Here is a 12,959-nt window from a genome sequence, read left to right on the forward strand (position 1 = left end):
CGGTACATTAGGGAGAAAACCAAAGAAAGTGGAAAACTCGGTTCAAAACAAGCCAATTATTGAGCTTCGTTCAATCAAAAAATCCTACGGTTCCAATACCATTATTAACGATTTTAATTTAACCATTAATAACGGTGAATTTGTCACCATTCTTGGCCCATCCGGTTGTGGTAAAACTACCGTGTTGCGTTTATTGGCCGGATTGGAGGAATTAGATTCTGGCAACATTATTTTGGACGGTGAAGACATTACCAATGTGCCGGCAGAAAAACGTCACATCAACACCGTATTCCAAAGCTATGCCTTGTTCCCGCACATGACGATTTTTGAAAACGTGGCTTTCGGTTTGCGCATGCAAAAAGTGCCGGAAAGCGAGATCAAACCTCGTGTGTTAGAGGCATTGCGTATGGTGCAGTTAGAAGAAATGGCGGAACGTAAACCAACCCAGCTTTCAGGCGGACAACAACAGCGTATCGCGATTGCCCGTGCGGTCGTCAATAAACCTAAAGTCTTATTGCTGGACGAGTCTCTTTCTGCGTTGGACTACAAATTGCGTAAAAAAATGCAATACGAGTTAAAACAATTACAACGCCAATTAGGCATTACCTTTATTTTCGTTACACACGACCAAGAAGAAGCCATTACGATGTCTGATCGTATTGTCTTATTGCGTAAAGGTAAAATTGCACAAGACGGTTCTCCACGTGAGATTTATGAAGATCCGGCAAACTTGTTTGTGGCACGTTTCATCGGCGAAATTAATGTTTTTGATGCAACCGTGATTGAACGCAAATCAGACAACGTGGTGCTTACTAATGTGGAAGGTCGCATTTGCGATATCTATACCGATATTCCGGTCGAAAAAGATCAGCAACTTCAAGTGTTGCTTCGTCCTGAAGATATTGTGATTGAAGAGCTGGATGAACACGAACATTCTAATGCGATTATCGGTCACATTATCGACCGCACTTACAAAGGTATGACTCTTGAATCTACCGTAGAATTCGAGCACAACGGCAAACGTGTGTTAGTGAGCGAGTTTTTCAATGAAGACGATCCTCATATGGATCACAGTATTGGTCAACGTGTAGGGATTACTTGGCACGAAGGTTGGGAGGTTGTACTCAACGATGAAGATAATCAATAATAAATTTCAGAAAATTACTGTTGCGATTATCTTCGGTTGGCTCATTTTCTTTGTGCTAATTCCAAACTTATTGGTATTAGTCGTAAGTTTCTTAACCCGAGATGGTAGTAACTTTTATGCATTGCCATTTAACTTAGATAACTACATCAATCTGTTTAATCCGCTTTATGCGCAGGTGGTGTGGAACTCATTGTATATGTCGGGCATTGCCACCATTATTTGCTTACTCATTGGTTATCCGTTCGCCTTTATGGTCAGCAAAATTCACCCGAAATATCGACCGCTCTTATTGTTCCTTGTGGTGTTACCCTTCTGGACAAACTCGCTGATTCGTATTTACGGTATGAAAGTGTTCCTCGGTGTGAAAGGTATATTGAATACCATGTTGATGGACATGGGCATTTTGAGTGAACCGATTCGCATTCTAAACACAGAGGTGGCGGTGATCATCGGTTTAGTCTATTTGCTTCTACCGTTTATGATTTTGCCACTCTACTCCGCGATTGAAAAATTAGACGGACGTTTATTAGAAGCGGCAAAAGACTTAGGTGCCAATGCGTTCCAACGTTTCTTCCGTGTGATTTTACCACTCACCATGCCGGGCATTGTGGCAGGTTGCCTGTTGGTATTATTGCCGGCAATGGGCATGTTCTATGTCGCCGATTTACTTGGCGGCGCGAAAGTGTTGCTGGTGGGTAACGTGATTAAGAGTGAATTCTTAATTTCCCGCAACTGGCCGTTCGGCTCTGCCATCAGTATCGGATTAACAATTCTCATGGCATTGTTAATTTTTGTGTACTACCGTGCCAATAAACTATTGAATAAGAAAGTGGAGTTAGAATAATGGGCCGTTTACTACGTAATATCTTTATGTTTGTGGTATACGCTTATTTGTATATCCCAATTATTATTTTGGTGACTAACTCCTTTAACGAAGACCGTTATGGTTTAAGTTGGAAAGGCTTTAGCTGGAACTGGTACGAGCGTCTTTTCAATAATGACACGCTTATTCAAGCGGCAGTACACTCTGTGACGATTGCTTTCTTTGCAGCAACCCTCGCTACCATTGTAGGCGGTTTAACTGCGATTGCGCTTTATCGTTATCGTTTCCGTGGTAAACAAGCGGTGAGTGGCATGTTGTTTATCGTAATGATGTCTCCGGATATCGTGATGGCGGTATCTTTGCTCGCCTTATTCATGGTAGTTGGCATTTCTTTAGGTTTCTGGTCGCTATTGCTCGCCCACGTCACCTTCTGTTTGCCGTATGTCACCGTGACCATTTTCTCTCGCTTAAACGGTTTTGATGCAAGAATGTTAGAAGCCGCGAAAGATTTGGGTGCCAGTGAAGTGACGATTTTACGCAAAATCATCCTGCCGCTTGCGTTACCTGCGGTGGTATCCGGTTGGTTGTTAAGCTTTACCATCTCGCTAGATGATGTTGTGGTGTCGTCTTTTGTGAGCGGTGTAAGCTATGAAATCTTACCATTGCGTATTTTCTCCTTGGTGAAAACCGGGGTGACACCGGAAGTCAATGCACTTGCAACCATCATGATTGTGCTTTCATTATTACTCGTGGTCGTCAGCCAATTTATCGGCAGAAAACACAAAGACATCTAGCGGTAATAATGTTTCACAAATAATTTAATATCACATACAATACGCCTTGACGCACAATCAAGGCGTTTTTTTATACCTGCATTTTATGCAGGTGGTTTTTTTTCACCTCTTTTACGGAGAACAAACAAAAATGAAAAAATTTGCTGGTTTATTCACCGCAAGTATGATCGCCGTTGCCCTTACCGGTTGTAACGAAAAAGACAATAAACAAGCGCAAACCGCGCCGGAAGCCCCTAAAGCTGAAGCGCCTGCAAATGATACCGTGTATCTTTATACATGGACTGAATATGTACCGGATGGTCTTTTAGACGATTTCACCAAAGAAACCGGTATTAAAGTGATTGTGTCAAGTCTTGAATCAAACGAGACAATGTATGCGAAATTAAAAACGCAGGGGGCTGCCGGCGGTTATGATGTGATTGCGCCGTCTAACTACTTCGTATCCAAAATGGCACGCGAAGGTATGTTAAAAGAACTTGACCACAGCAAATTACCTGTCATTAAAGAATTAGACCCTGATTGGCTCGACAAGCCTTACGACAAAGGCAACAAATATTCCCTTCCACAATTATTAGGTGCACCGGGTATTGCATTCAACACCAATAGCTATAAAGGCACCGATTTCACCTCTTGGGGTGATTTATGGAAACCGGAATTTGCGAATAAAGTACAATTATTAGATGATGCCCGTGAAGTATTCAACATTGCCTTATTGAAAATTGGTCAAGATCCTAATACGCAAGATCCGGCAATTATCAAACAGGCTTATGAGGAATTGTTGAAATTACGTCCGAATGTGCTTTCCTTCAACTCTGATAACCCGGCGAACTCTTTTATTTCCGGTGAAGTAGAAGTGGGTCAATTATGGAACGGTTCTGTGCGTATTGCGAAAAAAGAACAAGCACCTTTAGACATGGTGTTCCCAAAAGAAGGGCCGGTACTCTGGGTGGATACTTTAGCCATTCCGGTTACCTCTAAAAATCCGGACGGTGCACACAAACTTATCAACTATATGTTAGGTGCGAAAGCCGCTGAAAAATTAACCTTGGCAATTGGTTACCCAACGGCGAACCTTGAAGCGAAAAAAGTGTTACCAAAAGAAATCACGGAAGATCCGGCAATCTATCCAACGGCTGAAGTGTTAAAAAATAGCCATTGGCAAGATGATGTGGGTGATGCGATTCAATACTACGAACAATATTATCAAGAACTGAAAGCAGCGAAATAATTTGTTCTCATAGCCATCACAAAAGTGCGGTCGAAATTTATATTAATTTTCAACCGCACTTTTTTTATCCAGTGCTAAGATAAGGACATTAAAAACGAAAAAGGAGATGATTATGGCAACACCAATTTCAGACAAAATTCACCACGCGTTGTCCCAAATTGATAATGTGCTGTTGGCTCAGGATATTTGGCTTATTTTACAAGAGCAAAAATTTGTGGGATTCCTACCGCACTTTTCCGTACAGCATTTGTGCAACAAACATCAAATCACTCCTCAACAACTCTCCCTTCAGCTGCTTCCTATTGCCGCTTGTTATGCCACCACGCCTATCTCACATTTTAATGTTGGCGCGATCGTCACAGGAGTGAGCGGCAATTTTTATTTTGGCGCGAATCAAGAATTTTGCCAAACAGATATTCAACAAACCATCCATGCCGAACAAAGTGCGATTAGTCATGCTTGGATGTGCGGAGAAAAACAAATCACCGATATTAGCGTCAACTACACGCCATGTGGCCATTGTCGCCAGTTTATGAATGAGTTAAATAGCGCAGAAAGATTACAAATTCATTTACCGCATCGCCAGAATAATCCATTGCACCAATATTTACCTGATGCATTCGGACCAAAAAACTTAAATATTCAGCTACATTTGCTGGATCAACATGACAATCAATTATCCTTAAACAGCAACGACCCAGTGATTTCACAAGCCCTTGCGATGGCTAACCAAGCACATGCGCCTTATTCAAATTCCTTCCATGGCATTGCATTGCAAACGCAAGATCAACACATTTATCACGGCAGTTATGCGGAAAATGCGGCGTTTAACCCAAGCCTACCGGCAATGCAGGTGGCATTGAATTATCTGATATTAAGTGGCGAAGCCGTAGAAAACATTACCCGTGCGGTGATGGTAGAAAAATCACAGACGCTCAGTTATAAAAGGATGGCAGAGGATTTGCTGGGAAGTTTAACGAAGGTTAAGTTAGAGTACATTTTGACCTAATGGCATTGAATAAAATACAGTGAACGTACCTTTATGGTGTCCGCTTAGGTGTGGTGAGATTTTATCATCGATTCAAAATCTCTTAAAAAATCCACCGCACTTCAACGCACTGAGTCGCTTAAAACTGCTATATCCCCGCCAATTTTTTCCAACCATTAAGACCTTATGAAACAACTTTTTGCCACCACAGCCAGTGGGTTTGAAGAGCTTTTGAAATCTGAATTGACCGAGTTAGGCGCGCAGGATGCTAAAGTCGCGTAAGGCGGCGTGCATTATTGGGCGGATGATGAAACCTTGTATCGCACTTTGCTTTGGAGTCGTTTGAGTTCACGCATTTTATTGCCTATCGTGCGAGCGAAAGTCTTTAGCGATTTGGATTTATATTCTGCTGTGGTGGGTGTGAATTGGTTGGATTATTTTGATGAAAAAGTTCATTTTTTCGTGGATTTTAACGGTACGAACCAAGAAATTCGCCACACCCAATTCGGCGCGATGCGTGTGAAAGACGGCATTGTGGATTATTTTGAACGCCACGGGCTCTGGCGGATCAACTCGGCGCCTTTGATTACATCCGCCGACACACCCACACCTGCTACAACGGCGTCGAAGGCGGCTACGGCGAATGCCCTAGCTGCGTTTTGCGCGAACGCGGATTGAAAGCATATTTACAGGAACTCGAAACAAAAAACATTTAGAAAAAATAGCACTCTTTTTTCTGACAGGTATGCAAAACCTAGTTTAATTTAATATGATATGTGAATATTCTTTTGAGGAATACTTGGCAGTTTGTTAGTGAGAATATTGCTGATTCATTTTTTTATAAGGAGATGGTATGGAAAATATGTTTATTGAATTAATGAAAGTTAATGATTTTCCTTTTTTTTATATTTTATTGATTTGGTTATGTGTTCAAGTTTTATTAAAGATTTTGGGATCTAATTCTATAGAGTATGTTCATCGTTATTTAATATCTAAGAAAAATTCTAGAATTAAAGAATTGTTAGAGTTAAATGACATGATTACTGATTCTGAGTTAGATGACTTAGTTCAAGAAGAAGTAAAGTCTAGAGTCTTTGTGATGACATCTGGCATTTCTGTCGATAAGAGTATTCGAAGAAGTATTTTGTTTGTTTCTAAAGATAAAAATATTCCTTTATCTGATTTCAAAAAAGCGCAAAAGTTTTTACGTATTATTGATGGTCATTTGAATGTTGTTATTAATAAAGTTGATGTCGTTGAAAAGTATTTTAATATATTTTATTCAACAACTGTATTCCTTGCGGGACTTTATTTCTTAATTATTCCTATAGTCGATATTGGTGGATTATCAGATGTCCAAAAACTAGAGATTTTTGCATTTTGTGTTTTTATGTTTATATTTTCTCTTTATATTATATCAAGAAATCAAATCTTTAAATCTGCAGAAAAAATAAAAAGGATTTTATAAATATAATAAAAATACCCACGGTTGAGCGTGGGTATGTGGTGATATAGAAAGATTTATTTTGACCAGTTAGCTTTGGCTGAAAATGCACCGCTAAAGCCTTTTTCTTGGTTAGTATAAATACCGCCCATTTCATTAGCATCCTTCCCAAAGAAGGCTCCTTGCATGGTTGTGCCGTCTTTTGTTCCGCTGAATTGGTTACCGGAGATTTTACCTTCCAGTTTAGAAACAACGTTATCCGGATAACCGGTTGCCAGTAATTGGCCATCAACTTTTTTCTCATCAAAGTTAGCGGTCATATCAATACCGACAATTCCCCATCTTGGCGGGTTGACGTCGGAAGCTCCCTCATTTAGGGTTTCGTTGTTGACATGGTAGCTACTTAATCCAAGATAACGTACTTCACCTGTACGTGGAATTTCATTTACCGGGGTTAATTCACCTTGTACATAAACATAGGTTTTGCCGTCTTTTTGGTTTTGATAGATGCCGTTTCTTGTGCTGGACATGAAGATTAATCCATTAACAAAGGCACCGGTACTTAAACGGGTTTCTCCGTCCTTATCCAAATAAGTGTATCCTGGATTCACACCTTCGGGTGCAATATCAATTCGTTTCCCGTCAACGTTTAATACATCGATATTGTTTGAACTTAAACGATGTACTTTGGGATTCACAATTTTGTCATTTACATCACCGCTTTTATATTCATAAGCGACACCATTATATTTTCCACTGGTTGGAATGCCCACAATTGATACCGGTGTGCTTGGATCTGATGGTTGGGTCGGTGTTGTCGGTTGTTTAATTTGATTACTTGGTTGGTTTGGCTCAGTTGGTTGCGCCACTTGATTATTAGGCTGATTTGGCGTCGTCGGTTGTGTTACCTGATTATTCGGCTGGTTTGGTGCTGTTGGTTGGGTAACTTGATTACTTGGTTGACTTGGTGTTGCCGGCTGATTTGTTTGGTTGTTTGGTTGGCTCGGAGTTACCGGTTGAGTGATGGTGTTGTTGGTGTTATCCGTATGATTTGAATCACTACCGCTGGATGAGCACGCGGATAAACTTAATGCAGTAACAACAGCGAGAATAGATAAATTGAATTTATTCATTAGTGCTCCTTATTTACAATATAGTAAAGAGAGTGGTAGTCATTTATCGTCATTTACGACGGGCAGGATAATACCAAAAAATAATACCAAAAAATAATAACAAAGCAAATTAGTAGGTTTTATAAAATAGACAGAAAACAGCAAAAAAGTGCGGTCGGTTTTCAGAGTGAATCTAAAATATCCGTAAAATCCACCGCACTTCAACGCACTTAGAGTTTAAAACTGCTATAATCCCCGCCAATTTTTTCCAACCATTGAGACCTTATGAAACAACTTTTTGCCACTACAGCCCGTGGGTTTGAAGAGCTTTTGAAATCCGAATTGACCGAGTTAGGCGCGCAGGATGCTAAAGTCGCGCAAGGCGGCGTGCATTATTGGGCGGATGATGAAACGCTGTATCGCACTTTGCTTTGGAGCCGTTTGAGTTCACGCATTTTATTGCCTATCGTGCAAGCGAAAGTCTTTAGCGATTTGGATTTATATTCTGCGGTGGTGGGCGTGAATTGGTTGGATTATTTTGATGAAAAAGTCCATTTCTTCGTGGATTTTAACGGTACAAACCAAGAAATTCGTCATACTCAATTTGGCGCGATGCGTGTAAAAGACGGGATTGTGGATTATTTTGAACGCCATGGTCGCGCTCGTCCAAACGTGGATAAAGAACAACCGGATATTCGTATTCATGCGTATTTAAATCGTGATGACGTGGTCCTTTCTCTCGATTTAAGTGGTGATGCGCTGCATATGCGTGGTTATCGCGAAGACACCGGCAAAGCGCCGTTGCGTGAAACCTTGGCAGCTGCGATTGTGCTGCGTTCCGGTTGGCAAAGAGGCACGCCGTTGGTGGATCCGATGTGTGGCTCCGGTACGCTATTGATTGAAGCGGCACAAATGGAAGCACAAATCGCACCGCAATTATATCGTTTGCATTGGGGCTTTGATTTTTGGCAAGGGCATAATCAGGCAGCGTGGGAAAAGGTGAAGGAAGCGGCTTTAGCTTTGGCGGAATCCGAAAAACAACGTGAAAACTCACCGCACTTTTATGGTTTCGATTTGGATCATCGCGTGTTGCAAAAAGCCAAACAAAACGCCAAAAATGCGGGCGTGGCGCATCTGATGCAATGGCAACAGGGCGATGTGGCGGCGATAAAAAATCCAAGTCCGAATTTGGCAGGTACGGTGATTTGTAACCCGCCGTACGGAGAACGTTTAGGCACAACGCCGGCGCTGATTGCCTTATATTCTGTGTTTGGGCAACGCTTGAAACAACAATTTGCCGGCTGGAATGCGTCTATTTTTAGCGGTGAACCAAGTCTATTGGATTGCTTGCGTTTACGTTCTCACCGTCAATTTAAAGCGAAAAACGGCCCGTTAGATTGCGTACAGAAAAATTATCAAATAGCCGAGCGCGCAGAGCAAAGTGCGGTAGAAAACACCGTAGAATTTGACCGCACTTCTTCGGTGTCTTCTGACGTCGCGGTGGATTTTGCGAATCGCCTGCAAAAAAATATCAAGAAAATTGAGAAATGGGCGAAGCAGCAAGGACTAGATGCTTATCGCTTATATGACACGGATTTGCCGGAATACAATTTGGCGGTGGATCGTTATGCTGATCACATTGTGGTGCAGGAATATGCCGCGCCGAAAAATATTGATGAAAATAAAGCGCGCCAACGCTTGTTGGATGCGGTCAATGCTACGTTGAATGTTACCGGCATTGAAACCAATAAGTTGATCTTAAAAGTGCGCCAAAAACAAAAAGGCACTAATCAATATGAAAAATTGGCGAACAAAGGCGAGTATTTTTATGTAAACGAATATGGCGCGAAGTTGTGGGTGAATTTAACGGATTATTTGGATACCGGCTTGTTTTTGGATCACCGCCTGACCCGTAAAATGTTGGGCGAAATGGCGCAAGGCAAAGATTTCCTCAATTTGTTTGCTTACACCGGTTCGGCAACAGTGCATGCAGCGTTGGGTAAGGCAAAATCTACCACAACCGTGGATATGTCAAATACCTATCTCAACTGGGCGGAACAGAATTTGTTGTTGAACGACATTGAAGGCAAACAGCACAAACTGATTCAAGCGGATTGCCTGCAATGGTTAGAAAAATGCGATCATCAGTTTGATTTGATTTTTGTTGATCCGCCGACATTCTCCAATTCTAAACGCATGGAAGACAGTTGGGACGTGCAACGGGATCATATTAAGTTAATGACGAATTTAAAACGCATTCTGCGCCCGAACGGCACCATTGTGTTCTCTAACAACAAACGCGGTTTCAAAATGGATTTTGCTAAGTTGGAAGAATTAGGTTTAAGTGCGGTGGAAATTTCTCACAAAACCTTGCCGTTGGATTTTGAACGTAATAAGCAAATTCATAATTGTTGGCTGGTGACGTTGAAATAAGGCAAGTTTAGCAAAAGAAGATGATTAAAATGAAAAGAACCGAATGCATCGTACATTCGGTTCTTTTTATGGCATTATTTTTTGTTGTTTTCTGGGCATTGATTAATGTCACTGCATTTGCCATAGAGATATAGACTGTGGCTGGAGAGTTCAATACCGTGCTGTTTACTGATTTCTTTTTGGCGATTTTCAATTAATTCGTCATTAAATTCAAACACTTTACCACAATCGGTGCAGATAATATGGTCGTGATGTTGGGTTGGCGCCAACTCAAAAACCGATTTATTTCCTTCGAAGTTATGGCGAATTAAGATTTTAGCTTCATCGAATTGGTTTAAAACACGATATACCGTCGCTAAACCAATGTCTGAACCATTCTCCAATAGCATTTTGTAAACATCTTCTGCGGAAAAATGCTGTTCACTGTGTTTTTGCATTAAAGCAAGAATCGTCAAACGGGGTTCCGTAATTTTCAATCCTGCTTTTTTTAATAATTTGATGTTTTCTTCAGACATAACAGCTCCTTTTTTGCTATTAAGCTAACTCAGCCAAACACATTTCGTCATAAACTTGTTTAACCCATTTGTTGACACGTTCAGACGTTAATTCCGGTTGACGATCTTCATCAATACATAATCCGACAAACGTATCATCGTCAACTAATGCTTGTGAAGATTCAAAGTTGTAACCTTCTGTCGGCCAATGTCCGACAATAATCGCACCGTGCGGCTCGATAATATTACGCACGGTTCCCATGGCGTCACAGAAATAATCTGCATAATCTTCCTGATCGCCGCAGCCAAAGATGGCGACCAGTTTATCCGTAAAATCAATTTGCTCTAATGTTGGGAAAAAGTCATCCCAGTCACATTGCGCTTCACCGTAGTACCACGTCGGAATACCGAATAAGAGAAAATCGTAAGCCTCGATATCTTCTTTGCTACTTTTGGCAATATCGCGAATATCAACTAATTCGCTGCCTAATTGTTTTTGAATCATTTTGGCAATGTTTTCTGTATTGCCAGTATCACTACCATAAAATAAGCCGACAACAGCCATCTTGTTACCTATTTATTAATGTTAAAATAATCTTGTAAAATTGTGCCAATAAGCTCGGCACGATTCACATTTCGTAGGGATGCTAAATCTTCTAATTGTTGAACCAAGTCCGCATGCAATTTTAATTCGACACGCTTTAATCCACAGGATTTATCACGTTTTAATTGATTGCGCTTATTAATACGGATTTGTTGTTCCCGACTCAGTGGATTGGTTTTCGGACGTCCAACTCTACGAATTTCGCTAAATAAATCTAAAGTAATACAGTCAGAATCTTGTTTTGCCATTTTGTTAACCACTGGCCTGTAAGTTGACTTCTGCCATTCTTAGTAAAGAGAATTATTTCAGAAGTGATAATGATAAGCCACAACCAAATTTGGGAGAAAACTATATCATAATTAACAGGCAAATGAAATTCTATTTAGATTCCCCGTGACTATCAATTCTATTTAAAAAATGTGTGATTGCACGGATAACAAATTGCGGTTTTTCCGCATGAACCCAATGTCCGCTACCGTTAATGGTGAAGGAGGCCGCGTGTGGGCATTGGGATAAAATCCGATCGGTGTATTCGGGTAAAATATAGGAGGAATTGCCGCCTTTAATAAACAAGCAAGGTTGTGTGATGTAGCGTGATTCCCAGTCCATTAAGTGAGGGTAATTGTGTTTAAGTGCGCTCAAATTAAAGCGAAAATAATCGGCACTTGAGGCATCAAAGGATTTCAACATAAACTGTTGTACGCGTTCATCCTGAATATATTGCGCTAAAATGGGCTTAGCCTCTTGACGGGTATGAGGTTGAGCATTTTTTACAGCAAACAAACCATTGAATACGTCATCGTGCCCATGTTCGCCATAAGCGACAGGCGCAATATCAATCACCACTAATCCTTTGACGAATTCAGGGTAATTTGCCGCACAAACCATAGCGGTTTTTCCGCCCATGGAATGCCCGACTAAAATCACTTCACGAATGCTTAAAGAATGAATTACGTCAAAGACATCTTCTGCCATGGCATCGTAATTCATCTCTTCGCAATGAAAACTCAAGCCGTGATTACGTAAATCCACCCGTAGAATGGAATAATCATCACTGAATGCACGAGCGATGACGCCCAAGTTATTCATATCGCCGAATAAACCGTGAATGAACACCAAAACCGGTTTATTAATTGCTTGTTTTAATTCATTAAATTGGAAGTTGAGTAATTTTTTCATCGGTTAAATTTGGGGCTGGAGAATTTGCTTATAGCTCGTTATAATGTGTCAAAAGGTTAAAGAGATCAAGCAAGTGGAGAGAGAAAATGAAAATTATCGAAGTGGATGAAGAGCTTTATCAATACATTGCCGGTAATACGCAATCGATTGGTGAAAGCGCTTCGGATATTTTGCGTCGTTTGCTCAATCTTTCCACGAAGAACAGTTATGTTCCTTTTGCCGAGAGTTTATCTTCCCCTGTTGAACATTCTTCTTCCGCTAACACGAAACAGGACGCCAAAAAAGTCAATGCAGCGCCGGAATCAAGCGATGCAATAAAGCCTGCTGTGAAAAAGCAGCCTGATGCCGTGACGCAAAAAACCATTGAGAAATTAGAAGCGTTACTTAACTCAGAAGCATTTAAACAAGAAAATAAAGCGGTCATTCGTTTCTTAAATATTCTGACGATTTTATACCGAACCAATCCGGAAGGTTTTGCCCTCGCAACCGAATCATTACAAGGACGAACTCGTGTTTATTTTGCCCGTGATGAAGGCACCTTGCTGATGGCAGGGAATCACACGAAACCGAAACAAATTCCTGACACCCCGTATTGGGTAATCACGAATACCAACAGTGGTCGTAAAATGCTTATGTTGGAAGGGGCTATGCAGTCCATGCATTTGCCGGAATATTTAATTGATCAAGTGCGGTCATTTTTTACGGCAAATTAA

Annotated in this window: 13 protein-coding genes and 2 pseudogenes; 10 read left to right on the forward strand and 5 right to left on the reverse strand. The window is 40.9% G+C overall.

Going from position 1 to position 12,959, the window contains the following annotated elements:
• The first annotated feature begins 28 nt into the window (after positions 1 to 28).
• From potA to AC30SF_RS03385, 8 genes and pseudogenes are all read left to right on the forward strand, one after another.
• Positions 29 to 1,147: a spermidine/putrescine ABC transporter ATP-binding protein PotA gene (potA, locus tag AC30SF_RS03350; RefSeq protein ID WP_489607546.1), complete on the forward strand. Its 1,119-nt coding sequence runs from the start codon at positions 29 to 31 to the stop codon at positions 1,145 to 1,147.
• Complete coding sequence (potB, locus tag AC30SF_RS03355) at positions 1,131 to 1,991, forward strand: spermidine/putrescine ABC transporter permease PotB (protein ID WP_489607547.1); 861 nt, start codon at positions 1,131 to 1,133, stop codon at positions 1,989 to 1,991. The genes potA and potB overlap by 17 nt, the downstream gene beginning before the upstream one ends.
• The gene (gene potC, locus AC30SF_RS03360) at positions 1,991 to 2,764 is read left to right on the forward strand and encodes a spermidine/putrescine ABC transporter permease PotC (protein ID WP_489607548.1); all 774 of its coding nucleotides are present in this window, start codon (positions 1,991 to 1,993) and stop codon (positions 2,762 to 2,764) included. The genes potB and potC overlap by 1 nt, the downstream gene beginning before the upstream one ends.
• A 130-nt stretch (positions 2,765 to 2,894) precedes the next feature.
• Complete coding sequence (locus tag AC30SF_RS03365) at positions 2,895 to 3,992, forward strand: extracellular solute-binding protein (protein WP_315543702.1); 1,098 nt, start codon at positions 2,895 to 2,897, stop codon at positions 3,990 to 3,992.
• A 112-nt stretch (positions 3,993 to 4,104) separates the two neighbouring features.
• The gene (gene cdd / locus AC30SF_RS03370) at positions 4,105 to 5,001 is read left to right on the forward strand and encodes a cytidine deaminase (protein WP_489607549.1); all 897 of its coding nucleotides are present in this window, start codon (positions 4,105 to 4,107) and stop codon (positions 4,999 to 5,001) included.
• A gap of 165 nt (positions 5,002 to 5,166) precedes the next feature.
• A pseudogene (locus tag AC30SF_RS03375) lies at positions 5,167 to 5,538 on the forward strand (THUMP domain-containing protein); the annotation flags it as partial.
• Positions 5,538 to 5,696, forward strand: a pseudogene (locus AC30SF_RS03380) (7-cyano-7-deazaguanine synthase); the annotation flags it as partial. The pseudogenes AC30SF_RS03375 and AC30SF_RS03380, both read left to right, overlap by 1 nt.
• A gap of 137 nt (positions 5,697 to 5,833) precedes the next feature.
• Positions 5,834 to 6,448, forward strand: coding sequence for a hypothetical protein (locus AC30SF_RS03385; protein WP_489607550.1), 615 nt, complete (start codon positions 5,834 to 5,836; stop codon positions 6,446 to 6,448).
• 53 nt (positions 6,449 to 6,501) lie between these two features.
• Here the strand turns inward: AC30SF_RS03385 and AC30SF_RS03390 are convergent, their stop codons facing one another.
• Positions 6,502 to 7,557 carry a transferrin-binding protein-like solute binding protein gene (locus AC30SF_RS03390; RefSeq protein WP_489607551.1) on the reverse strand — a complete coding sequence of 352 codons (1,056 nt, stop codon included), beginning with the start codon at positions 7,555 to 7,557 and terminating at the stop codon, positions 6,502 to 6,504.
• Between the two features lie 264 nt (positions 7,558 to 7,821).
• On the opposite strand from AC30SF_RS03390, the gene rlmKL reads away from it, so the two are divergent.
• Positions 7,822 to 9,969, forward strand: a complete 2,148-nt coding sequence (gene rlmKL / locus AC30SF_RS03395) for a bifunctional 23S rRNA (guanine(2069)-N(7))-methyltransferase RlmK/23S rRNA (guanine(2445)-N(2))-methyltransferase RlmL (protein ID WP_489607552.1) — start codon at positions 7,822 to 7,824, stop codon at positions 9,967 to 9,969.
• A gap of 74 nt (positions 9,970 to 10,043) precedes the next feature.
• Here rlmKL and fur read toward each other — a convergent pair whose 3' ends face one another.
• The 4 genes from fur to AC30SF_RS03415 form a co-directional block, all read right to left on the reverse strand.
• On the reverse strand, positions 10,044 to 10,484 hold the full coding sequence (gene fur, locus AC30SF_RS03400) for a ferric iron uptake transcriptional regulator (RefSeq protein ID WP_295976370.1): 441 nt from the start codon (positions 10,482 to 10,484) through the stop codon (positions 10,044 to 10,046).
• A gap of 19 nt (positions 10,485 to 10,503) precedes the next feature.
• On the reverse strand, positions 10,504 to 11,028 hold the full coding sequence (fldA, locus tag AC30SF_RS03405) for a flavodoxin FldA (protein WP_021617022.1): 525 nt from the start codon (positions 11,026 to 11,028) through the stop codon (positions 10,504 to 10,506).
• An 8-nt stretch (positions 11,029 to 11,036) separates the two neighbouring features.
• Positions 11,037 to 11,315: a LexA regulated protein gene (ybfE, locus tag AC30SF_RS03410; protein ID WP_315542589.1), complete on the reverse strand. Its 279-nt coding sequence runs from the start codon at positions 11,313 to 11,315 to the stop codon at positions 11,037 to 11,039.
• Positions 11,316 to 11,445: 130 nt separating this feature from the next.
• Complete coding sequence (locus tag AC30SF_RS03415; RefSeq protein ID WP_489607553.1) at positions 11,446 to 12,246, reverse strand: alpha/beta fold hydrolase; 801 nt, start codon at positions 12,244 to 12,246, stop codon at positions 11,446 to 11,448.
• An 86-nt stretch (positions 12,247 to 12,332) separates the two neighbouring features.
• Between AC30SF_RS03415 and seqA the strand changes: the two genes are divergently transcribed.
• The gene (seqA, locus tag AC30SF_RS03420; RefSeq protein WP_209362813.1) at positions 12,333 to 12,959 is read left to right on the forward strand and encodes a replication initiation negative regulator SeqA; all 627 of its coding nucleotides are present in this window, start codon (positions 12,333 to 12,335) and stop codon (positions 12,957 to 12,959) included.

It is taken from the genome of Aggregatibacter valvarum (assembly GCF_980468985.1).